This is a genomic window from Phocaeicola sp. ICN-14070, from assembly GCF_037892625.1.
Taxonomy (GTDB): Bacteria; Bacteroidota; Bacteroidia; order Bacteroidales; family Bacteroidaceae; genus Phocaeicola; species Phocaeicola plebeius.
In genome coordinates this window covers 1-21,145 of the sequence record NZ_JBBKBF010000002.1, presented here as the reverse complement: position 1 = coordinate 21,145, position 21,145 = coordinate 1, and the positions used below count along the sequence as shown (strand labels likewise).

The 21,145-nt window shown below is 48.9% G+C and carries 21 protein-coding genes and 1 pseudogene; 13 read left to right on the top strand and 9 right to left on the bottom strand.

Annotation, left to right across the window (positions count from 1 at the left end):
• The first annotated feature begins 16 nt into the window (after positions 1-16).
• Genes nrfA through WKT20_RS00910 form a run of 4 tightly spaced genes read left to right on the top strand, consistent with a single transcriptional unit; the run spans position 17 to position 4,820 of the window.
• Entirely contained in the window at positions 17-1,492 is a 1,476-nt protein-coding gene (gene nrfA / locus WKT20_RS00925) for an ammonia-forming cytochrome c nitrite reductase (RefSeq protein WP_270653167.1), read from the top strand.
• 5 nt (positions 1,493-1,497) lie between these two features.
• Positions 1,498-2,724, top strand: coding sequence for a cytochrome c biogenesis protein ResB (locus WKT20_RS00920; protein WP_340416651.1), 1,227 nt, complete (start codon positions 1,498-1,500; stop codon positions 2,722-2,724).
• Between the two features lie 10 nt (positions 2,725-2,734).
• Positions 2,735-3,523 carry a cytochrome c biogenesis protein gene (locus tag WKT20_RS00915; RefSeq protein ID WP_118028070.1) on the top strand — a complete coding sequence of 263 codons (789 nt, stop codon included), beginning with the start codon at positions 2,735-2,737 and terminating at the stop codon, positions 3,521-3,523.
• A 16-nt stretch (positions 3,524-3,539) separates the two neighbouring features.
• Positions 3,540-4,820 (top strand): alginate export family protein, encoded by a 1,281-nt coding sequence (locus WKT20_RS00910; protein WP_340416650.1) that lies wholly within the window; start codon positions 3,540-3,542, stop codon positions 4,818-4,820.
• Between the two features lie 63 nt (positions 4,821-4,883).
• Here the strand turns inward: WKT20_RS00910 and WKT20_RS00905 are convergent, their stop codons facing one another.
• Positions 4,884-5,573, bottom strand: coding sequence for a Crp/Fnr family transcriptional regulator (locus WKT20_RS00905; protein ID WP_177298822.1), 690 nt, complete (start codon positions 5,571-5,573; stop codon positions 4,884-4,886).
• Positions 5,574-5,767: 194 nt separating this feature from the next.
• On the opposite strand from WKT20_RS00905, the gene WKT20_RS00900 reads away from it, so the two are divergent.
• The 4 genes and pseudogenes from WKT20_RS00900 to WKT20_RS00885 all read left to right on the top strand — a co-directional run bounded on the left by WKT20_RS00900 (position 5,768) and on the right by WKT20_RS00885 (position 8,496).
• Positions 5,768-6,283 (top strand): pyridoxamine 5'-phosphate oxidase family protein, encoded by a 516-nt coding sequence (locus WKT20_RS00900; RefSeq protein WP_340416649.1) that lies wholly within the window; start codon positions 5,768-5,770, stop codon positions 6,281-6,283.
• Positions 6,284-6,319: 36 nt separating this feature from the next.
• Positions 6,320-7,335: pseudogene (locus WKT20_RS00895) on the top strand (aspartate aminotransferase family protein); the annotation flags it as partial.
• 112 nt (positions 7,336-7,447) lie between these two features.
• Positions 7,448-8,047, top strand: a complete 600-nt coding sequence (locus WKT20_RS00890) for a glycosyl hydrolase family 28 protein (RefSeq protein WP_340416696.1) — start codon at positions 7,448-7,450, stop codon at positions 8,045-8,047.
• Positions 8,044-8,496 (top strand): hypothetical protein, encoded by a 453-nt coding sequence (locus WKT20_RS00885; protein WP_340416648.1) that lies wholly within the window; start codon positions 8,044-8,046, stop codon positions 8,494-8,496. Before WKT20_RS00890 ends, WKT20_RS00885 begins: the two co-directional genes overlap by 4 nt.
• A 94-nt stretch (positions 8,497-8,590) precedes the next feature.
• Here WKT20_RS00885 and WKT20_RS00880 read toward each other — a convergent pair whose 3' ends face one another.
• Positions 8,591-9,850 carry a GTP-binding protein gene (locus tag WKT20_RS00880; RefSeq protein ID WP_270653172.1) on the bottom strand — a complete coding sequence of 420 codons (1,260 nt, stop codon included), beginning with the start codon at positions 9,848-9,850 and terminating at the stop codon, positions 8,591-8,593.
• A gap of 173 nt (positions 9,851-10,023) precedes the next feature.
• Here WKT20_RS00880 and ric point away from each other — a divergent pair, with 173 nt between their 5' ends.
• Complete coding sequence (ric, locus tag WKT20_RS00875; protein WP_278454007.1) at positions 10,024-10,752, top strand: iron-sulfur cluster repair di-iron protein; 729 nt, start codon at positions 10,024-10,026, stop codon at positions 10,750-10,752.
• 69 nt (positions 10,753-10,821) lie between these two features.
• Here the strand turns inward: ric and hydF are convergent, their stop codons facing one another.
• From hydF to WKT20_RS00845, 6 genes are all read right to left on the bottom strand, one after another.
• Positions 10,822-12,006, bottom strand: a complete 1,185-nt coding sequence (gene hydF / locus WKT20_RS00870; protein WP_270653173.1) for a [FeFe] hydrogenase H-cluster maturation GTPase HydF — start codon at positions 12,004-12,006, stop codon at positions 10,822-10,824.
• A 28-nt stretch (positions 12,007-12,034) separates the two neighbouring features.
• Positions 12,035-13,453, bottom strand: coding sequence for a [FeFe] hydrogenase H-cluster radical SAM maturase HydG (gene hydG, locus WKT20_RS00865; RefSeq protein WP_270653174.1), 1,419 nt, complete (start codon positions 13,451-13,453; stop codon positions 12,035-12,037).
• A 14-nt stretch (positions 13,454-13,467) separates the two neighbouring features.
• The gene (hydE, locus tag WKT20_RS00860) at positions 13,468-14,514 is read right to left on the bottom strand and encodes a [FeFe] hydrogenase H-cluster radical SAM maturase HydE (protein WP_270653175.1); all 1,047 of its coding nucleotides are present in this window, start codon (positions 14,512-14,514) and stop codon (positions 13,468-13,470) included.
• Positions 14,515-14,518: 4 nt separating this feature from the next.
• Positions 14,519-15,994, bottom strand: coding sequence for a 4Fe-4S dicluster domain-containing protein (locus WKT20_RS00855; protein ID WP_270653176.1), 1,476 nt, complete (start codon positions 15,992-15,994; stop codon positions 14,519-14,521).
• Between the two features lie 62 nt (positions 15,995-16,056).
• The gene (locus WKT20_RS00850; protein ID WP_007560480.1) at positions 16,057-16,596 is read right to left on the bottom strand and encodes an FHA domain-containing protein; all 540 of its coding nucleotides are present in this window, start codon (positions 16,594-16,596) and stop codon (positions 16,057-16,059) included.
• A gap of 19 nt (positions 16,597-16,615) precedes the next feature.
• Entirely contained in the window at positions 16,616-17,740 is a 1,125-nt protein-coding gene (locus tag WKT20_RS00845; protein ID WP_118441393.1) for an HU domain-containing protein, read from the bottom strand.
• 115 nt (positions 17,741-17,855) lie between these two features.
• On the opposite strand from WKT20_RS00845, the gene WKT20_RS00840 reads away from it, so the two are divergent.
• The gene (locus WKT20_RS00840; protein ID WP_117701613.1) at positions 17,856-18,644 is read left to right on the top strand and encodes a DUF4738 domain-containing protein; all 789 of its coding nucleotides are present in this window, start codon (positions 17,856-17,858) and stop codon (positions 18,642-18,644) included.
• A gap of 70 nt (positions 18,645-18,714) precedes the next feature.
• Here the strand turns inward: WKT20_RS00840 and yihA are convergent, their stop codons facing one another.
• Entirely contained in the window at positions 18,715-19,326 is a 612-nt protein-coding gene (yihA, locus tag WKT20_RS00835) for a ribosome biogenesis GTP-binding protein YihA/YsxC (RefSeq protein WP_117701614.1), read from the bottom strand.
• A 145-nt stretch (positions 19,327-19,471) separates the two neighbouring features.
• Here yihA and recR point away from each other — a divergent pair, with 145 nt between their 5' ends.
• Genes recR through WKT20_RS00820 form a run of 3 tightly spaced genes read left to right on the top strand, consistent with a single transcriptional unit; the run spans position 19,472 to position 21,086 of the window.
• Positions 19,472-20,089, top strand: coding sequence for a recombination mediator RecR (gene recR / locus WKT20_RS00830; protein WP_117701673.1), 618 nt, complete (start codon positions 19,472-19,474; stop codon positions 20,087-20,089).
• 12 nt (positions 20,090-20,101) lie between these two features.
• The gene (locus WKT20_RS00825; RefSeq protein ID WP_117701615.1) at positions 20,102-20,563 is read left to right on the top strand and encodes a hypothetical protein; all 462 of its coding nucleotides are present in this window, start codon (positions 20,102-20,104) and stop codon (positions 20,561-20,563) included.
• Between the two features lie 7 nt (positions 20,564-20,570).
• Entirely contained in the window at positions 20,571-21,086 is a 516-nt protein-coding gene (locus WKT20_RS00820; RefSeq protein WP_117701616.1) for a GNAT family N-acetyltransferase, read from the top strand.
• The last annotated feature ends 59 nt before the right edge of the window (positions 21,087-21,145 follow it).

Genomic DNA, 21,145 nt, shown 5'->3' with positions numbered 1-21,145 from the left:
TTAAAACTCGTATAGTATGATTCATAATTTTAAATCTTGGCAGGGATGGCTGTTGTTTGGTGCATCAATGGCCGTCGTGTTTTGTTTAGGACTTGCCGTGTCTGCGTTGTCAGAACGCAGGGCCGAAGTGGCAAGCATATTTAATAACCGGAAGAATCCGATGAAAGGGATTGTGGCTCAGAACGAGAAATTCCAGGGAGATTTCCCGAGAGAATATCAGACTTGGACTGAAACTGCCCGCACAGATTTTGAAAGTGAATTCAACGGAAATGTGCAGGTGGATGTGCTGGCACAGCGGCCGGAGATGGTGATTCTTTGGGCAGGCTATGCCTTTTCAAAAGACTATGCCACTCCTCGTGGCCACATGCATGCCATTGAAGACATTCGTGCCACGTTGCGAACAGGAGCACCTCAGGGTGAAAAAGACGGCCCTCAGCCCTCTACTTGCTGGACCTGCAAGAGTCCTGATGTGCCGCGTATGATGCAGGAGATAGGGGTAGATTCATTTTACAATAACAAGTGGGCTGCTTTCGGCAATGAGATTGTGAATCCGATAGGCTGTTCAGATTGTCATGATTCAGAAACAATGGATTTGCATATCAGCCGTCCGGCCCTGATTGAAGCTTTTGCCCGTCAGGGAAAAGACATCACAAAAGCCACTCCTCAGGAAATGCGCTCGCTGGTGTGTGCACAGTGTCATGTGGAATATTACTTTAAAGGAGACGGCAAGTACCTCACTTTCCCATGGGACAAGGGCATGACGGTAGAGGCCATCGAGCAATATTACGATGAAGCCGGCTTTTCTGACTATACGCATGCTTTGAGCCGTACACCGATTCTCAAGGCACAGCATCCTGACTATGAAATTTCGCAGATGGGCATTCACGGACAGAGAGGAGTATCGTGTGCCGATTGTCACATGCCGTATAAGAGTGAGGGAGGAATGAAATTCAGTGACCATCACATCCAGAGTCCGCTTGCCATGATAGACCGTACGTGTCAGGTGTGTCATCGTGAAAGTGAAGAAACATTGCGCAATAACGTGTATGAACGTCAGCGTAAGGCCAATGAGATCAGAACCCGTCTGGAAAAAGAACTGGCTTCGGCACATATCGAAGCTAAATTCGCCTGGGATAAGGGAGCGACAGAGAATGAAATGCAACCGGTATTGAAACTGCTGCGTGAAGCTCAGTGGCGCTGGGATTTTGGAGTAGCTTCTCATGGAGCTGCTTTCCATGCACCTCAGGAAATTCAGCGAATCCTGTCGCATGGACTGGACAGAGCACTGCAGGCCCGTCTTTCTCTTGTCCGTATTCTGGCTAAGCACGGTTACACGGAGAGTGTGCCGATGCCGGATATTTCTACCAAAGAGAAAGCGCAGGAGTTCATAGGTCTGGACATCCCGGCTGAAAAAGCTGCTAAAGAACGTTTCTTGAATGAAACGGTTCCGAACTGGTTGAAAGAAGCAAAACTGAAGGAACGTATCATTTAAGTGTTATGTGGAAAAATACTTGGGGGATAAAAGAAGGAATAATGACCTGTGCGGGATTGCTCGTCATAGGTCTTATTCTTCATTTGATGACGGGTGGAGTAGACTGGAACAGCTTTTCCTGGCCATTGAATTTGTGTGTGGCAGTGGCTTACCTGGTGGGGCTGGTGGCATTGTATTCTTTGCGGAAAAAGCTTTATTTCGTGCGCTGGGCCATGTCGTACAAAGCGGCGATTCCTTCGCTGGCAGCTGTGTCGGTCCTTACATTCTGTATGGGTATGATTAAGCAGGTCCCGGGACATGTACCTGCTGAGGGTATTTCCATGTTTAACCGCATGATTTCATGGTGGCCTTTCGTGTTGGAGTATTTTTGGATGACGTCCATCGTAGGACTGGTATCGCTCAAGCACCTATTTTCATTTCGGTTTCAGAAGATACCGTTTCTGCTGAATCATTTTGGGTTATTCGTGGCGTTGGTATCTGCTACACTGGGTAGTGCCGATATGAAACGGTTGACGATGAATACACGTGTGGGTCAGGCTGAATGGCGTGCTACGGACACGAACGGGCAGTTAACCGAGTTACCACTGGCCATCGAACTCAAGAATTTCAGTATAGAAGAATATCCTCCCAAGCTGATGCTGATAGACAATGCTACCGGAAGAGCTTTGCCAGACAACGCACCTGCTCATCTGCTTTTGGAAGAGGGTGTCAGTCAGGGTGTGTTGTCCGGATGGAATATTGAGGTACGTAACAAGATAGATATGGCTGCCTCCGTGTCAGGAGAAGATACGGTGAGGTACGTGGAATGGCCGAGCATGGGAGCTACGTGTGCCGTCCATGTCAGGGCTACTTCTGCTGATGGAAAGCAGATGGCAGACGGCTGGGTAAGCTGCGGAAGTTTTCTGTTCCCGTATCAGGCGCTCCGGCTCGATAGTGTCTGCAGCCTGGTGATGCCCGACAGAGAGCCACGGCGCTTCTCGTCTGAGGTGACAATTTATACAGAGACAGGAAAAAAGCTTGAGCAGACAATTGAAGTCAATAAGCCGGCGAAAGTGGAAGGCTGGAAAATCTATCAGTTAAGCTACGATGAGGGCAAAGGTCGCTGGAGTGATGTCAGTGTGTTTGAACTGGTGTCAGACCCATGGCTTCCGGTAGTTTATGTGGGAATTGTAATGATGATGCTGGGGGCTGTATGCATGTTCGTAACGGCCCAGAAGAATAATAAGTGTTGAGAAGAATATGCTGAATTGGGACTGGTTTAGTTATTTTGCCCTGGTGGCTGTGCTGTGCTGGATAGCTGGTGCATGGAGTGCCTTTAAGGGGAGTCGTCTGCGCGCATGTGCGTGTACGGTGTTAGGGCTTGTGGTGTTTGGTACATTTATCAGCTTGTTGTGGCATTCACTGGAGCGTCCTCCTCTGCGTACGATGGGAGAAACCCGTTTGTGGTATTCGTTCTTTTTGCCTTTTGCCGGACTGATTACTTACATAAGGTGGAAATATAAATGGATATTAGGATTTGGCACATTGCTGTCGGTTGTTTTTATCTGTGTGAATATTCTGAAGCCGGAGATACACAATAAAGCGCTCATGCCTGCCTTGCAGAGTCCCTGGTTTGCTCCTCATGTCATTATTTATATGTTCGCTTATGCCATGCTGGGAGCTTCTGCCGTGATGGCCATTTACCTGCTCTGGGTCAGAAAGAACCGGTGTGACGAGAAGGAAATGGCCTTGTGTGATAACCTTGTATATGTCGGACTGTCGTTCATGACACTGGGAATGCTTACCGGTGCCTTATGGGCGAAGGAAGCCTGGGGACATTACTGGGCGTGGGACCCCAAGGAAACTTGGGCGGCTGTGACCTGGTTTTCGTATCTTACTTACATTCACATGCGAATAGGGTTACAGCAGAAGCGTCGGTTGTCATTGTCGGTCCTGCTGATTTCTTTTGTTTTTCTGCAGATGTGCTGGTGGGGCATTAATTACCTGCCTTCCGCACAAGGAAGCAGTATTCACACCTATAATATGAACTGATAAAAACGCTGAGAGTATGAGAAAAAGAATTTTGTCTGCATGGGCGGTGGCTTTGCTTCTTGGGCAGGTGTCCTTGGTCCATGCTCAGGAGAATGAAGAAAGTCATTTTTGGGCCTCAGCCCAGATTCGTACAAGAGGAGAATACCGGAATGGCGCGCTGTCTCCCCGCGGTGAGGGTGATAAACCTGCGGGGTTTATCAATGAACGTGCCCGACTGACTTTGGGATATGAACGCAAGAAGTTGTCGTTGAAGTTCTCGGCACAGCATGTCGGTGTGTGGGGGCAGGATGCGCTGGTTGACAAAAACGGGCGTTTTATATTGAACGAGGCTTGGGCTGCATTCCATCTGAATGACTCGTGGTTCATGCAGCTGGGAAGGCAGTCGCTGGTGTATGATGATGAGCGCATTTTGGGAGGACTGGACTGGAACGTGGCAGGGCGCTATCATGATGCCCTGAAAATAGGCTACAGACATGGAGGGCATCAGCTGGATGGTATCTTTGCTTTCAACCAGAATGACGAGACCCTGATAGGCGGAACATATTATGACAGCAGCAAGACCAAACTTTATAAAAATATGCAGTCCTTGTGGTATCATTATGATTTCGCATCTGCACCTGTGAAACTTTCTGTGCTGGCCATGAATCTGGGTCAGGAAGGAGGTGATGCCGAAACCCGAGAGTCGGATACACAATATATGCAGACGGTGGGCACGTACGTACAATTCACCCCGGCCTCATGGAATCTGTCAGGATCTTTCTATTATCAGACAGGAAAGAATGTATCCGCACGCAAGGTTTCTGCTTTCATGGGAAGTGTGCGGGCTTCGTATTCTATCAATGACAGCTGGACGGTCAATGTGAGAACTGATTACCTGAGTGGTAGTAAGAAGTCCGATGCCACTTACCGGGCTTTTAATCCGCTGTATGGCACTCATCATAAATTTTACGGAGCAATGGATTATTTTTATGCGTCCGATTTTGTGAATGGCTATGCACCGGGACTTTCTGACACGCAGATAGGAGTAGGTTATAAGGTATCTTCTTCTGTATCGATGGGACTGAATTATCATTATTTCGCCACAGGTGTGAAGCTGGAGAGCCTGAACCGTACCTTAGGGTCTGAACTGGATTATCAGCTGGACTGGAAAATCATGAAAGATGTCAGCCTTTCGGTGGGTTACTCGCTGATGAGAGGAACTTCGACAATGGATGTCGTGAAAGGAGGAAATCACAAAAGCTGGCAAGACTGGGGATGGGTGTCTTTGAACGTCAATCCGACTCTTTTCAAAAAATAATAGTTACGTGCGCAATAAAAAAGGACAAGGACTGTTCCACATTGAAGGAGCGGTCCTTGTTCTTTATATAATGCCTTTTATGGCTTTTCGGTTCAGTTCGATGTAATTGCCTTCTTTCCTTTTGAGGATGCCTTCTTTTTCCATCTTATTGAATTCGGTAGACAGGGCCGGACGTGTCACGTTAATGTATTCGGCCAGTTGCGTAAGGGTATGCGTCAGTTTCACGGTAGAAGTGTCTTTATCCAGCTGTTTCAGTAAATAGACCAGGATTCTTTCGCGAATGGTTTTTCGTGACAGCACGTCCAGTCGCATGGTGGTACACACGTTGCAGTTGCCTGATACGCAGAGAAAACTTTTCAGCATATCCGGATATTTGCTGATAAGATGGAAGGTGGAGTCCTTGGTGGCAGTCAGGAGGACCGATTTTTCCAGCGTACGGAATGTGGCGGGGAAACGGTTGTCTTTCTTGAACAGGTGAGGGGTGGCGAAAGCCCTGGGCGACTCAATGTGTTCGATTAAGACTTCATTGCCGTTGGCATCGATAATGTTTACCTCCAAGGTTCCTTCAAGCAATACATACAGATTACAGCATATATCTCCTTGCTCCAGGATAACCGTATTCTCGTTGATTTCCTGAAGACGGAAGTCAAGTCTTTTTAGAATCTCACTTTTCAGGTAATCCGGCAGTTCTTTAAAGAGTGGAATAGAAAAAAGTTTTTCCTTGTAATAATCGTTGAATGGTATGCTTTTCATTATCTGTCTTTCTGCATTTTCTTTTGCAAAAATATGTTTTTTGTTTATTACTTTCAATAGAAAGGCAGGATTAATCTGTTTTTGTGGGAGTGTTAATTAATCCCCTTGTCATAAATCTTACATGCAGATTGACTGGCGAGCCGTATTTTTGTGAAACAAATACAAAGGAAAAATCTGAATAAAAGGAATTACAGATGAGAAAAGCAAGTAGAGAAATGGATAGTCAGTGGGCTTTGGAGGTTATGCGCAGGGCTCCTTACATCACGGTCAGCTTTACCCGGGTCGACGGAAGTGCATACGGGGTGCCGCTTTCACTGGCTTGTACAAGTGATGACGTGTGGTATTTTCATTGTGATCCTGAAGGGGATAATCTGGATGCCATTGCCGTGCATCCGGAAGTATGTCTTTCGGCGGTTACGAAGTGCCAGCCTACTGTGGGGCCGAAGGACGGCACGTTTACACTTCAATATCGTTCGGCCATCGCTTTTGGCAAGGCGGAACGGGTGACGGATACGGAAGAGAAGATTGAGGCGCTTCGGGCCATCAGTCAACGTTTCCTGCCCAAGCACATGGATGCGTTTGATGAGGCGGTGCAGAGAAGCCTTTATCGTACGGAGGTGGTACGGATTACTTTATTAAGCCCTCCCACCGGCAAGCGTAAGCAATATGACAAGAATGGAGATGAAATGAAATACGGCAGGATGGAATGACTTTGCCGCAGGCTATATCGTAAAATGTAAAGGATGATGGAACTGTTTGATGTGTATTCGGTTTTTCCCGTGAATATCGTAAGGGGAAAAGGCTGTGAGGTATATGACGAGAAGGGGCAGGCCTATCTTGATTTGTATGGCGGACATGCCGTGATTTCGGTGGAACATTCGCATCCGTATCTGGTGAAGTGCATGAGTGAGCAGCTGCAGCAGCTGATGTTTTATTCGAACTCGGTAGTGAATAAGTTGCAGGAAAGACTGGCTTATGAGCTGGGTGAGCTGTCGGGGTATCCTGATTATCGGGTGTTCTTTGTCAACTCGGGAGCAGAGGCCAACGAAAATGCCCTGAAACTGGCTTCGTTTCATACGGGAAAAAACGGGTAGTGGCTTTCAGAAACTCTTTTCATGGGCGCACGTCGGCGGCTGTGGAAGTGACGGACAATCCTGCTCTTCATGCACCGATTAATACGAATCATAACGTGTATTTTGCAGCCTTGGATATAAAGGAAGTGGAAACTGAGTTGGCCAAGGGAGATGTGTGTGCCGTAATTTTGGAAGGGATTTCAGGAGTAGGGGGAATCCAGGTTCCTGATGAGGACTTTCTGCGGCAATTGAGGGAACTGACGATACGTTATGGGGTGGTATTGGTTCTTGATGAAATACAGTCGGGCTATGGTCGTACGGGGAAGTTCTTTGCTCACCAGTGGGCTGGCATCAAGCCGGACCTTATCACTGTGGCTAAGGGTATAGCCAACGGATTTCCTTTTTCGGGAGTCTTGATTAGTCCGATGTTTGCCGCTCGAAAAGGAATGCTCGGTACGACGTTCGGTGGTAATCATTTGGGATGCGCCGCAGCTCTGGCTGTGCTGAAAATTATCCGCGAGGAGAAACTGATAGAGAATGCTCTTCATGCGGGAATGTATCTGATGCAGCGGTTGCAGGAGCTGGACTCTCCGCTTATAAAAGAAATCCGGGGACGTGGACTGATGGTGGAACTGACCGTGCCGGTGAAAGGGGTACGCGAACCCCTGCTGTTTGAGGAACGGATTTATTGACGCACTTCATGCAAAAGGGGGCGGACAGTTGTACTTCCCTGCCGGACGCTACTTGACCGGAAGCCTGCAACTGAAATCGAATGTGACACTTTACCTGGAAAAGGAAGCGATGCTGTTAGGAAGTACGAGTCCTTATGATTATCCGGGTTTCAGCACCGAAAAGGAACTGAAAGTCAACAATGACCACTTTGACCAGGCGCTGATTTATGCGGAAGAGGCAGAGAATATCGGCATTACGGGAGAAGGATGTATAGACGGACAAGGCCGGGAACTGGTCCTTACGATTGACAGCCTGCATCATACGGGGGAACTGGTGGACAAGCACTATAATACGTATCGCAAACGGCCGAACACACGTCCAAAGTTGCTTTTTATGCGTAATTGCCGGAAGGTGGAGCTTCGGAAGACTAATTTTAGGAGTGGTGCGGCATGGGGGCTTTCTTTTTCTCTGTGTGTCGATCTGACGATTGATAGTCTGCATGTGGAAAACAGGGCGTATTGGAACAATGACGGGATTGACATCAGCGATTGTAAGGATGTACGTATCTCCAATTGTTTCATCAACTCAGCGGACGATGGCATTTGCCTGAAGTCGCATAAAACCGGGGAGCATGGAACGACCGGGTATCCATTTCCAACTGCCACATCATCAGCAGTGCCAGTGCCATTAAGTTTGGTACGGAATCGTTGGGTGGATTCAAGAATGTGACAATTGACAATATTCGGATTAAAGATACTTTTCGTTCGGCCATAGCCATTGAGTCGGTCGACGGGGCGGAGATTGAAAACGTGAAACTGGAGAATATAGAGATTGTGTGTCCGGGACGTGCTACACGCGGAATGGCCTATATGTCGGTGAGCCGTTTGAAAGACGTGCCGGAAAATGAAAAAGGATACCCGGAGTTTACCATGTTCGAGGAACTGCCTTCATGGGGATTCTATGTGCGCCATGTGAAAGGTATCCAGATGCACAATGTCAAGTTACGTTTGCAGGAAGATGATTTCCGTCCGGCTTTTGTGTTCGACAGGGTGAGCGATGTACGTCTTTCGGACATCAGTTTGCCGGAGAATAAAAAGGCGGGGCAGGTGGTGCTGCGGCAGATAAGCTTGCAATCGGCCGATAATGCGGTGAAAGAGTATGTCAGGGAAGTAGAATAGGTATCAGGAGTTACTTATATAAAAGCATGATGCCTTCCTGAGTCACGGAATGAATGGACTCGGGAAGGCATCATTATTTTTATGGCTATCGGATTTATTCCAAACAGGCATCCAGATCTTTGATGAGCTGTTCCTTGTCAAGATGCTGGCCGATGAAGACAATCTTCTGCATGCGGTCGCCATAGTGTTCATCCCAGTCTCTCAGCAGGCCGGGCTCGCGCTTCATCAGTTTCACGATTTCTTCTTCCGGCTGGGTAGCATACCAAAGTCCGGCTTCTGAAATCTGTTTCTGTCGTCCAGCCTGTTCGAATAGGAACGACATGTCGCGATTGTGGGCGAAGTAGCATACACCTTTGGCTCGAATTACGTTGCGAGGCCATTTTGTCATCACAAAACGATCGAACTTATGGATGTCGAAGGCAGGGCGGCGATAATACACGAAACTGCTGATGCCGTATTCCTCCGTCTCACCTTCTTCATGGTGGTGGTGATGGTGGCAGCCTTCGTGTGAGTGTTCATGAGCGTGTGCATGCTCGTGTCCTTCCTCGTGGTGATGCTCGTGTTCCTCATGATACTCATGTGCATGTGCTTCATGGTGAGGATGCGCTTCTTCTTCGGATACGGGGCGTTCTATCTCCCGAATCCATCCGGCAGAAGTGGCCACCCGTGCATAGTCGAATCGGTGGGTGCCTACAATCTTGTCGAGGTCTACCTTGGCATAGTCGCATTCAATGATTTCCGCACGGGGCTGTAGGGTACGGATGATGCTTTTGATGCGCTCCCGTTTTTCGGGAGTGACTTCCGATACCTTGTTCAGCAGCACGGTGGTACAGAACTCAATCTGCTGGATGAGCAGGTTGGCAATGTCTTCCTCTTCCAAGTCCTTTCGGGTAAGTTCGTTGCCACCGTCGAATTCGCTTTGCAGGCGGAGGGCATCGACCACGGTCACGATGTTGTCAAGGCGGCAGGTTCCGTACTTGGTGTAGGCACCACCCAACTGAGGAATGGAACAGATGGTCTGGGCAATCGGTTCCGGTTCGCAGACACCGCTGGCTTCGATGACGATGTAGTCGAAGCGCTGCATTTTCATCAGCTCGAATATCTGTTCGATAAGGTCGGTACGGAGGGTACAGCAGATGCAGCCGTTCTGCAAAGCCACCAGACTCTCTTCTTTCTGGCCTACGATACCGCCTTTCTGTATCAGTTCCGCATCGATGTTGATTTCGCCGATGTCGTTTACGATGACAGCAAACTTGATGCCTTCACGGTTGCTCAGCAGGTAGTTGAGCAGGGTTGTTTTTCCGCTTCCCAGGTATCCGGTAAGCAGAAGTATAGGTATTTCTTTTGTTTCCATGTGCAAATGTTTTTTTACGTGCCTGCAAAGTTAGTGTTTTTCTGCAAACGGTGTGCGCTTCTTTTTCGTAGAAGCAGGTTTAACTTTCGTTATAGGTCGGTGTCACGTATGTGACAAAGTTTCTCTGCCGGAGGGCCTATCTTTGCACCCGTAATCAATAAAACGAATTAAATATGAAGACAATAGACTGGAAGTATACGAGTGTGGGACAAATTGTGGCCGATGATTTTGCAGCAGCAAGCGTATTTAAAAAATATGGCATTGATTTCTGCTGTCATGGCGAAGTGATGCTGGAAAAGGCCTGTGCAGATTTGGGACTGGCTGTAGAAGAAGTGGAACAGGCATTGCTCCGTCAGGATGAAGCTGGTAACGGACGGATTCCGTTTGATTCGTGGCCGCTGGACCTGCTGATGGATTACATCCTGAAGATACATCATCGGGGAATTCGTGCCCGTGGACCGGAACTGCTGGCGTTGCTGGAGAAGGTGGAACGAGTACATGGGGAAGCGCATCCGGAACTGCATGAGTTGAAAGCACTGGTCTGTGAATCATTGGAGGACTTGGAAATGCATCTTCAGAAAGAAGAGAATGTGCTGTTCCCATATCTCTATGAATTGTACACTGCAAAGGAACAGGGACAGCGTATGGCCCCGATGCATTGCGGTACGATATCGAATCCTATCCGGGTGATGAAGATGGAACACGAGGGGGAAGGAAACCGCTACCTGCACATCATTCAGTTGACGAATCACTTCTCCGTACCTCAGGATGGCTGTGCCAGCTACCGTCTGCTGATGCAGGAACTGGAAGTGTTTGTGGATGCCTTGTTTGAGCATATCCACCTGGAAAACAATCTGCTGTTCCCTCGCTTTGAGGAAATTGAACGGGAAATCGTATATTAATATTTTGATATTGGAAAGAATGGATAACGGTGTGGCGCATGCAGGAAAGTATGCGCCACATTTCATAAATCAGTAATCGATTTTATCCAAGATTCCCGCCAGATAGGCAATAGTCACTCCGTAGTTGGTCATGGGAACCTGCTGGGCGCGGGCCTGGCCGATGCGGTTCAGCACATACTTGCGGTTGAACATGCAGGCCCCGCAATGGATAATCAGGTCGTATGGGGCCAGGTCTTCCGGGAAATCCGGGCCCGACACGATGTCGATTTGCAGGCCTTCACCGATGCGCTTACGGAGCATATTCGGGATTTTCACCCGCCCGATGTCTTCTGTCAGTGGGGCATGCGTACATGCTTCAGCAATCAGTACCCGTGACTCCGGTGTCAGTCGGGCAATGGCATTGGCTCCTTCCATGTAGTAGTCGATGTCGCCTTTGTACTGGGCAAAGAGGACGGAGAAAGAGGTAAGCCGGCTTTCGGCAGGCTTCTTTTCATATACCGTGCGGAACACCTGTGAGTCGGTGATAATTAGCTTCGGCGGACGGGCTAATGCGGCCAGCATGGCATCTATCTTGTCGGTGGTACAGCTCATCACCAGGCATTTGCGGTCCAGCAGCTCGCGGATGGTTTGTACCTGAGGTAGGATAAGGCGGCCTTTGGGGGCCTGGATGTCCTGTGGCATAACCAGCATGACGGTATCATTTTCTTCTACCAGCCGGCCTACGATGCCTTGTGCCATGGTTTCATCCGGCAACTTGTTTCGCAGGCTGCGCAGAATGTCGTCCAGACCTTTTCCGGTGAGGGTGCTCACTAATAGGGGAACCTGTCCGCATTGCTGTTCGATGCGGCGCATGGTCTGTTCGGCATCGGACAATAGGTCACATTTGTTCAGTATCCAGATAACAGGCACATTCTTTTCTTTCAGCAAGCGTTGCCAGTGCAACTCTTCGTCCAGGTGCTCGTCGGTACAGACCATCAGGGCGATGTCGGTTTTCTCCAGCGCACGCTGTGTCTGGCGGATACGGAGTTCGCCCAGCTCGCCTTCGTCGTCGAAGCCGGCCGTATCAATGAATACGCAGGGACCGAGACTATGGATTTCCATGGCCTTAAAAACCGGGTCGGTGGTCGTGCCGGGGATATCCGACACAAGGGCTGTATCCTGATGCGTCAGGGCATTAATCAGTGATGATTTTCCGGCATTTCGCTTACCAAACAGACCGATGTGCAGCCGGTTGGCACGGGGAGTATCGTTCATACGTTTAATCAGGCTTTAAGTTCACACATTAGAAACGGAAGTCGCGTTTTCCTTCGGCAATCCGTTCCAGATTTTCCAAGGCTCTTTTGCGAATGGCGGGATTCGGAATCTCTTCCATCTGCTTGCGAATCATGTCTTCAGCCAGTCGGCGTGTTTCGGGCGAAGCGTAGTCGCAGAGGTATTCCTGAAGCGTCATCAGGGCATTGGGGGCACAGCAGTTGGCTATCTGGCCTGTCTTGACCAGCGACATGAAACGGTCGCCCGTACGTCCTTCACGGTAGCAGGCCGTACAGAAGCTGGGGATGTAGCCCAGTTTCAGCAGCCAGGCCACGATTTCATCCAGGCTGCGGTGGTCGCTTACATCAAACTGAGCCGAGTTTTCTTCCGGCAGTTCTTCGGTAGCATAACCTCCCACGCTGGTGCGGGAACCACCGCTGATTTGTGATACGCCAAGGGCAAGCACCTTCTCGCGTGAACGCTGCGATTCACGTGTGGAAATAATCATACCCGTATAAGGCACGCTGATTCGGATGACGGCTACAATCTTCTGGAATATCTCGTCGGAGATAGCATTCTCGAAGGTAGAAGCGTCAATGTCGTCGGCCGAGCAGATACGGGGCACACTGATGGTGTGCGGACCTACGCCGTAAGTCGCTTCCAGGTGTTCGGCGTGCATCAGCAGTCCCACAAAATCGTAGCGGTAAGTATTCAGGCCAAACAGTACGCCGATACCCACATCATCGATTCCTCCCTGCATGGCACGGTCCATGGCCTCCGTGTGGTAGGCATAGTTGCTTTTCGGACCTCTGGGGTGAAGCTTTTCGTAATTCTCTTTGTGGTACGTTTCCTGGAATAGAATGTAGGTACCGATACCGGCTTCGTGCAGGCGGCGGTAATTCTCCATCGTAGTCGCGGCAATGTTCACATTTACCCGGCGGATTGCTCCGTTCTTGTGCTTGATGCTATAGATGGTCTTTATCGACTCCAGAATGTATTCGATGGGGTTGTGAATCGGGTCTTCTCCAGCTTCCAATGCCAGACGCTTGTGCCCCATGTCCTGCAGGGCGATGACTTCACGACGGATGTCTTCCTGTGTCAGTTTCTTGCGGGCAATGGTCTTGTTCTTAACGTGGTAAGGACAGTAGGTACAACTGTTTACGCAATAGTTTGACAAGTAAAGAGGTGCAAACATTACGATGCGGTTGCCGTAGAATTTCTGCTTGATTTCACGAGCCAGGCAGTAGATTTCCTCCACCAGTTCCGGGTCGTTGCATTCCAGCAGTACGGCAGCCTCGCGGTGGGAGAGTCCTTTACAAAGGCGCGCCTTTTCAATGATGGAACGTATCAGTTCCTTGTCCTGGCTTTTGCTTTGGGCATATTCCAGGGTATCGAGAATTTCTTCGTGGCAGATAAATTCTTCTGCCTTTTGAGAATCAATCTTGTACATAGCTGTAATGTAATTTATAGTGTTTTGCCGGGATAATCTCCTCGGCTTTTATCTATTTCGTAACCAATGGCAGCCAGCCGTTGTGCCAGCAGACGCAGTCCTTCGGCAGCTTCTGAGCCCATAGAGGCTTTATTATCATACAAGGCATAATTCTTTCGCTGTTCTACCGGAGAGAGGTTGGGCATCACTACATTGGCACCTGCCAGTATGCCTTTCTCGCGCCCGTCAGGGGTAAGGCTTGCCAGGGCGGTGGTAGAAGGAATCAATGCCTGCGGATGCATCAGCCGGAAGATGGAAAGCAGCGTGAGTGTCTGCGTGAGACTGCCGGGCGGGCAGGAAGCGAAAGGAGTGTCATGATGAGGAAGGAAAGGGCCGATACCAATCATCTGGGGACGGAATTGTTCTATGAAAAGAATGTCTTCCACCAGGTGCTCGACGGTTTGTCCTGGACTTCCCACCATGATGCCGGTTCCCGTCTGGAATCCGATGCGTTTCAAATCGTTCAGACAACGCAAACGGTTGGACAGTGACATGTCTTCAGGATGCAAGCGGCAGTAATGTGCTTCGTTGTGCGTTTCGTGGCGCAACAGATAGCGATTGGCACCTGCCTGAAAAAAACGTTCGTAGGAAAGTGTAGGACGTTCACCAAGTGAAAGGGTGATGGCCACATCGGGGAATTCGGTTCGTATGGCAGTCACCACTTCCGTTACCCTGTCATCGTTCATGTAGTTGTCTTCTCCTCCTTGCAGGACGAAGGTACGGAATCCTAATTCATACCCATGCCGGCAGCAAGCCAGAATGGTTTCCGCATCCAGTCGGTACCGCTTCAGATGGCGGTTGCTTTTTCGGATGCCGCAGTAGAAACAGTCGTTGTGACAACAGTTCCCTATTTCAATAAGTCCACGGATATAGATTTTGTTTCCGAAATGGCTTTGTGCTACGGCACGTGCCTTTTGCATGAGAAAGTCGAGGTCTTCCCCCCGGCACTCCAGCAGAAGGGTACGCAATTCACCGGGGGCCAGTGTCTGCTCCCGGTAAAGGCGTTCAATAAGTTCCCTCATGGGTTTATTCCTGATTATTGTTTTCGTACTTCAAGGTACGTTTCAGCAAGTCTTGGTTCAACTGGCGTTTTCCGGCTACAGGATCGTTGTGTGCGCTCGGGCCGGTTACGCATCCGCCTTCGCAAGCCATCATTTCGATGAACTGTGCATCCACTTTTCCGGTCTTGGCGTAAGCGCGGAGTACACCGATGTTCTTCTTCGTGAAGTCAGAGAACTGCATAATCTTGATGCCGTTGGCTTTCGGGCCCAGGTAAGCTTTCACTGCTCCAGCTACACCGCCTGCCTGTGCAAATCCGTGCGCTTCACATACGGATTCGTATGCCACTTTGTACGGGTTGGCCTGTTCCAGTTCGATGCCTAAGCCGCGGAACATCGGGTGAAGTTCTTCGAATGTCAGTACGTAGTCTACGCATTCGTCGCGCTGTGCTTCTTTTCTTTTGGCAATACACGGGCCGATGAAGACCACCTTGGCATTCGGGTATTTCTGTTTGGCGATACGGGCTGTATAATACATCGGAGAGCCTGTGCCTGATACGTAAGGCTTCATGTCTGGGATGTGCTTGTTTACCAGTTCGATGTACGACGGACAGCAGGAAGTAGTCATGAATTTCTGTCCTTCTTCCAGCTTCTCCAGCAGTTCGTGTGCTTCGTTGCTGGTAGTGTGCATGGCACCTTCGGCCACTTCAATTACATCAGCAAAACCAATCTCTTTCAATGCTCCGTACACTTGTTCGATGGTAGCCTTGAACTGTCCCAATACGGACGGAGCCGGAATGGCAATTACCTGTTCTCCCTTACGGATAGCTTCCAATACATCGAACACCTGTGAGATTTCGAAGATGGCTCCGAACGGGCAGGCATTCAGACATTTTCCACAATAGATACACTTGCTTTCGTCGATGTGCTCGATGTAGTGTTCGTCCTTGCTGATGGCTTTCACCGGACAAGCTTCCTCACAAGGCACCGGAATGTAGACGATGGCGTGATACGGACAGCTCTTGTGGCAGATACCACAGCTGATACACTTGTCGTGGTCAATTTGTGCCTGACCAGTCTTCTTGTTAAAATGTACAGCTCCCTTCGGACAGTTCATGTAGCAGCTTCTTGCCACACAACCCCGGCAAAGGTTACTTACTTCGTAGTTCACCTGTACACAAGAAGAACATGCTTCGTCGATGACACAGAGAATATTTTCCTTGATTCTTTCCTTGCGTTCCAATGCTTTGCGGGCATATTCAGAAAGCGGAGCCAGCTCATCCGTTTCATCGGTCATATCCCAGCCCAGCAGCGGAAGCAACTTATATTTAGTAACGGCACGTTCCTTGTGGATACAGCAGCGTCCTACCGGCTGTGAGCGGCGAGGACTGATTTCCAGAGGAATGCGGTCAATTTTTTCTACTAATTGATTTTCTTTCCATAAAGCAACCAGGTTTTCCAGCAATTTATGCCGGACAATCATTACGTTGTTTGTAAAAGCCATAATCGAAATAAAAAGGTTTGTTAGTTATTAGTTATCCTAAAATTATAGAGTCCGTGTGCGGTTTACTCTTCCGTTTGTCCCTCGGCAGCTCTTAGAATCAAGGTGGTAGCTCCCAAGGTAATAATAGCTCCGTCTTCAATGCGGATTTGGTCTTTCGGTCCTAAAATTTCATTCATCAGGAAAGTTCCTGTGATGCTGTCATTATCGCGCAGGGTGTAAATGATTTTCCCTTGCTTATTCTTCTTGACGTTGATGTAACAATGCCGACGGTCCAGACTCGGATCATTACTTTCGATAGGGATGTCGATGTCGTTACCTTTGCATCGGCGGCCGATGAGGTTGTCTCCCTCATGCAGCGGAAGTACTTGCTTGTAGGCAAATACGTTTTCCACGGCCAGTATGTTGCCGAAATCCTGCATGCCTTCTTTCTCGTCGATTACTTCCTCCTTACGGTTGGCGGCATTCAGTTTCGATTTTCCGATACGGATGCTGAACTGCTTCTTGCAGTTGTCACAGATAAAAACGAGTGACTGTCCTTCTCCATACTTGGTTTCATCAAACTGGATGAAGTTGTCACATTTGGGGCATCTTACTCTTTTCATTCTGTTTTAAAGGGCATATTTATTTTGATGTGAATACCCAGGCACTCTTGAATTCTTCCTGTTTACGCAGCGTCTGCACTTTCTGGTAAGCTTCGCCTGAAGTGGCATAACTATCCAGTGCGATGCGGAAACGTCCGTTCGATTCAAGCACCTGACAATTCTTGTATCCTTTCTGCTGGAATTTTTTCAGTTCACGTTGTGCATCGTCCGATGTCGGCAGACTGGCTACGATGATGTAGGCCGTCTTTTTACTTGCAGCGGGTTGTGTAGACACTTGCTTAGATGATTTGGCTGCCTTTGTTTCAGCTTTTGCTGTAGCCGTTTTAGCTACGACTGTTTTTGCAGCAGGTGCCGCTGCAATTTTTTCCGTCTTCACAACTACCGGTTTCAGCGTGTTCACGTTGTTACGGACACGTTTTTCGCCCGTCTGCTTCTTTACAGCCTTCTGTGCAACTACTGTGTGAGGAGTTGTTTGTATGCTGGTGGCCACCGACTGGTTGCGGATGGCATCAAACATGCTGATAGAACCTAAAGAGGCGTAGTTCGCATCGTCCATGTACGTGTTTTCTACCGGAACGGAGAGTACGAAGAACAGACATACGGCTACGGCTATCGCTACTATGTTGCGCGTGAAGTGACGCAGGGAGAAATGCTTCTTCGATTTTTCTGTCTGCTCGTTTACTTTTGGAAGCAGCTGTTTAAGAGAAGACGAAACAGTAAGAGGCTGTAACTGTGGAAGCGTGAAACTTTCCAGTCCGTACAGACTTGGAGTGAAATAAGATGCGGCTGCCGGTTCAAAGGCATAACCGCCGTTCATGTTATAATAAATCGTACCTACGTTGTTCAGTGTGACCTGACCTTGCTGGTACAATTGGTCTTTCAGTTCAGCCACTGTTTTTTCAATCCGGCGGGTTGCATCGGGAAAGTCGGTGTTAAAAGCCTGCATGTACGACTGTACCAGCAGCCCATCGTTCATTATCAGTTGCGGATTGAATCCAATGGTGCGGAGGGGCGGCATGAATTCTCCTTTTTGGATGGAATATGCGGCCTGCCGTTTGTGGGCAATGAATCCTCCCAAGCCGGGAACGATGACACAATCATTCTCCAGCAATAATACTTCTATATGTTTTGCCAATTCAATCATATTGCAAAAATAATACATTTTTCTCTTATGTGGAGTATCTTTCAACGGGCATTTTTCGGAGGAAAACCAAATTTGTTGTATTTTTGCCGAAGAAAATGTAGAAATTCATTTACGCATGAAAAAAATGGGCTTGGGAATGCTCCTTGGGGGATTAGGAATGCTGGCAGGATGTCTGTCTCCCCAGCAGCACGGAGCAGAAAAGCAGGATGAAAATCAGGAAGTCATACAACGGTTGCAAGGTATCTGGCTGGATGACAACACGGAGGCACCTTTATTCAAAATTCAAGGCGACAGTATTTATTATGCCAGCCAGATTAATGCCCCGATGGCTTTTTCGGTACACAATGATACCATGACGGTGTACAGTGCCCAGCCCATTCATTATTTCATAGAAGAATGCCTGTCGTACAGCCTGCGCTACCGCACGTCGGTGGGCGAGACGGTGAGCCTGCATAAATCCGAATCGGATACCTTGTCGTTTGGTACGGTGGTTCCGGTGAAAGTGGTAGAAAACGGGGTGTTTGAGAAAGACTCGGTTATTTTTCACGGAGGAGAGCGCTACAGAGGTTATGCGTACATCAACCCGACCAAGAAGCGGGTAACCCTTGTCAGCATCAATGAAGAAGGTCTTCCGGTGGAAAATATCTACTATGACAATATCATCCACATCTGTGTGTACAAGGGAAAGGACCGCTTGTTCTCCAAAGATATAAATAAGGAAATGTTTGCCCGCGTGGTACCTGCCGATTTTCTGAACAACGCCATCCTGAGCGATATGGACTTTGTGAGAGTGGATGAAAAAGGTTATCGTTACGTGGTTACACTTTGTATTCCCGACGGAGCGGCTTGTTATAATGTCCGGCTGGACGTGAGTAAGGAAGGAAACATCGTTTTCTCTCGTTGAGCGGGAAGGTATAATGAAAAAATATCCTCCAGACTGTTTGGATGAAAATCGCAGTCTGGAGGATATTTTTTTATTCTGCCTGCTCCTTGAGCGAACGGTTTACTTGTTCTATGTAATCGAGGATTTCCTGCCGTCCGGTCTTGTTCTCCGAAGAAGAGATAAAATGCGGAGGCAGCTCTTCCCATTGCTCTTTCAGCGTGTCCAGGAAACGGTTTACGCTGGCCTTCGTCTTTCCCACACTCTGCTTGTCGGCTTTGGTGAAAATCAGGGCGAAGGGGATGCCGTTTTCTCCTAACCACTCGATGAATTCCAGGTCGATGCGCTGCGGTTCCAACCGGCTGTCGATGAGGACGAACAGGCAGGTCATCTGTTTCCGTTCCAGCACGTAGTATTCAATAAGCTTCTGGATTTTCTCCATCATCTTTTTTCCCCGCTGGGCATAGCCGTAGCCCGGAAGGTCTACCAGATACCATTCTTTGTTGATGAGGAAATGGTTGATGAGCAAGGTTTTTCCCGGTGTGGCCGAAGTCATGGCCAGTTTGGGATTCTTGGTCAGCATGTTGATGAGGCTGGATTTTCCCACGTTGGAGCGCCCGATAAAGGCATATTCCGGAAGATGAGTCTGGGGGCACATGTCGGCCCGTGAGTTGCTTACGACGAACTCTGCGCTGGTTATGTCCATAGGTTATATCTGTGAGTTGTTTTATGCAAAGGTAATATAAAAACGGGATTCGGTGGAAGACTTCCTTGAAAATAATGTCTGCGAAATGGAGGTCGGTTCTCGTTTTATCCGTATTTTTGCCATTCATATTAAAGAAGCGATAAACATGAATCAACAATATCCTTCAGTTTTACTGGAAAAAGCGGTGGGGGAGTTTGCCAAGCTTCCCGGCATCGGACGGAAAACGGCCATGCGCCTGGTGCTGCATTTGTTGCGTCAGGACACGTCCACGGTAGAGGCCTTCAGCAGTGCCATTTCTACCTTGAAGAAAGAGGTGAAGTATTGCAAGGTGTGCCATAATATTTCCGATACGGATGTGTGCCGCATCTGTTCCAATCCTTCGCGCGATGTGACCACGGTGTGTGTGGTAGAGAATATACGCGATGTGATGGCGGTAGAGAACACCCAGCAGTATCGCGGACTGTATCATGTGCTGGGCGGGGTGATTTCGCCCATGGACGGCATTGGTCCTTCAGATTTGGAGATAGAGAGTTTGGTAAATCGTGTGAAAGAGGGTACCGTCAAGGAGGTAATCCTGGCGCTGAGTTCTACGATGGAAGGAGATACCACCAACTTCTACATTTTCCGCAAACTGGCGGGCTGCGATGTGAAGATAACCGTCATTGCCCGTGGAATCTCCATTGGTGATGAATTACAATATACGGATGAGGTGACGCTGGGACGCTCCATTGTGAACCGCGTGGCGTTTACCGGAACCCTTTAAAAATAGAACGAAATGGAAAAAAGAATGACTCGTCTGCTTCGTGTGCTGGAAGCGGAATTTGCCTTGTTCTGGATACTCGTCGTGGCAGGGTGTGTGTTGTATGAAACGGATGTGTTGCCTCAGGGAAGTATGGTGGGCGATGCGCAGGCGGAATACATTTTGCAGACTGTCGGCATCTTGCTGACGGTATGTCTGATACCCTTGTCGCTGCGCATGTTCAGCCTTTCGCTGACACGCTATGTCCGTCAGTTGTCTTTGCCCGAAGCGTTGGTGAGCTACCGCCGCTGGTGTGAAATCCGTCTGGCCATGCTGCTGGCTCCGGCACTGTTTAATCTGACCGTGTATTATACTACGCTCGATGTTACCAGTCTGTTGTGTATGGGTATGCTGCTGGTAGCTTCGCTGTTTTGTGTGCCGGGACGCGGCCGCCTGATACGGGAGCTTGATTTGCAGAAAGACGAACCGGAAAAATGAGAAGGTTATGAAACAGGGAAATGTCAGTCTTCGCGCACCCGAGCCGGAAGATTTGGAGGTGATGCTCTCGTTTGAGAACGATGCGGCACTTTGGGAACTGGGTACGGCTACGGGTCCTTATTCCCGTTACCAGATGAAACGCTACATCGCGGAGAGTCAGAATGACTTGTATGCCGACGGGCAACTGCGGCTGATGATAGTATGTGAGGAGCAGGGAGTGGCCGGTATTGTGGATGTGTTTTCTTTTGATGCGCGTCACAACCGGGCGGAAGTAGGAATTGTGGTACGGAAGGACTTGCGGGGGCAGGGAGTGGCGCAGGCGGCGCTTTCTCTTTTGGAATCACATTGCTTCTCTTTGCTGGGGCTCCGGCAATTGTATGCCTATGTGCCGGTGGGGAATGTAGCCAGCCGGAAGCTGTTCACTTCGGCAGGCTATACTGAATGTGGCATCCTGAAGGACTGGATACGGGTAGGCACTTCTTATCAGGATGTGTGTTTCTTTCAGAAAATCAACGAATTGTAGAATTATAAAGACCTGATTCTGAAAAGGATTGGAAAAAAGATTTACATTCGGATGAAAAC

What these genes read in the sequence shown, in the direction of transcription:
- recR (WP_117701673.1), top strand. Translation starts at nt 19,472, where the DNA reads ATGAATCAACAATATCCTTCAGTTTTACTGGAAAAAGCGGTGGGGGAG.
- yihA (WP_117701614.1), bottom strand. Translation starts at nt 19,326, where the DNA reads ATGGACATAACCAGCGCAGAGTTCGTCGTAAGCAACTCACGGGCCGAC.
- WKT20_RS00880 (WP_270653172.1), bottom strand. Translation starts at nt 9,850, where the DNA reads ATGGAAACAAAAGAAATACCTATACTTCTGCTTACCGGATACCTGGGA.
- ric (WP_278454007.1), top strand. Translation starts at nt 10,024, where the DNA reads ATGAAGACAATAGACTGGAAGTATACGAGTGTGGGACAAATTGTGGCC.
- WKT20_RS00845 (WP_118441393.1), bottom strand. Translation starts at nt 17,740, where the DNA reads ATGATTGAATTGGCAAAACATATAGAAGTATTATTGCTGGAGAATGAT.
- WKT20_RS00900 (WP_340416649.1), top strand. Translation starts at nt 5,768, where the DNA reads ATGAGAAAAGCAAGTAGAGAAATGGATAGTCAGTGGGCTTTGGAGGTT.
- hydF (WP_270653173.1), bottom strand. Translation starts at nt 12,006, where the DNA reads ATGAACGATACTCCCCGTGCCAACCGGCTGCACATCGGTCTGTTTGGT.
- hydG (WP_270653174.1), bottom strand. Translation starts at nt 13,453, where the DNA reads ATGTACAAGATTGATTCTCAAAAGGCAGAAGAATTTATCTGCCACGAA.
- nrfA (WP_270653167.1), top strand. Translation starts at nt 17, where the DNA reads ATGATTCATAATTTTAAATCTTGGCAGGGATGGCTGTTGTTTGGTGCA.
- WKT20_RS00905 (WP_177298822.1), bottom strand. Translation starts at nt 5,573, where the DNA reads ATGAAAAGCATACCATTCAACGATTATTACAAGGAAAAACTTTTTTCT.
- WKT20_RS00840 (WP_117701613.1), top strand. Translation starts at nt 17,856, where the DNA reads ATGAAAAAAATGGGCTTGGGAATGCTCCTTGGGGGATTAGGAATGCTG.
- WKT20_RS00825 (WP_117701615.1), top strand. Translation starts at nt 20,102, where the DNA reads ATGGAAAAAAGAATGACTCGTCTGCTTCGTGTGCTGGAAGCGGAATTT.
- WKT20_RS00890 (WP_340416696.1), top strand. Translation starts at nt 7,448, where the DNA reads ATGCTGTTAGGAAGTACGAGTCCTTATGATTATCCGGGTTTCAGCACC.
- WKT20_RS00910 (WP_340416650.1), top strand. Translation starts at nt 3,540, where the DNA reads ATGAGAAAAAGAATTTTGTCTGCATGGGCGGTGGCTTTGCTTCTTGGG.
- WKT20_RS00820 (WP_117701616.1), top strand. Translation starts at nt 20,571, where the DNA reads ATGAAACAGGGAAATGTCAGTCTTCGCGCACCCGAGCCGGAAGATTTG.
- WKT20_RS00855 (WP_270653176.1), bottom strand. Translation starts at nt 15,994, where the DNA reads ATGGCTTTTACAAACAACGTAATGATTGTCCGGCATAAATTGCTGGAA.
- hydE (WP_270653175.1), bottom strand. Translation starts at nt 14,514, where the DNA reads ATGAGGGAACTTATTGAACGCCTTTACCGGGAGCAGACACTGGCCCCC.
- WKT20_RS00920 (WP_340416651.1), top strand. Translation starts at nt 1,498, where the DNA reads ATGTGGAAAAATACTTGGGGGATAAAAGAAGGAATAATGACCTGTGCG.
- WKT20_RS00850 (WP_007560480.1), bottom strand. Translation starts at nt 16,596, where the DNA reads ATGAAAAGAGTAAGATGCCCCAAATGTGACAACTTCATCCAGTTTGAT.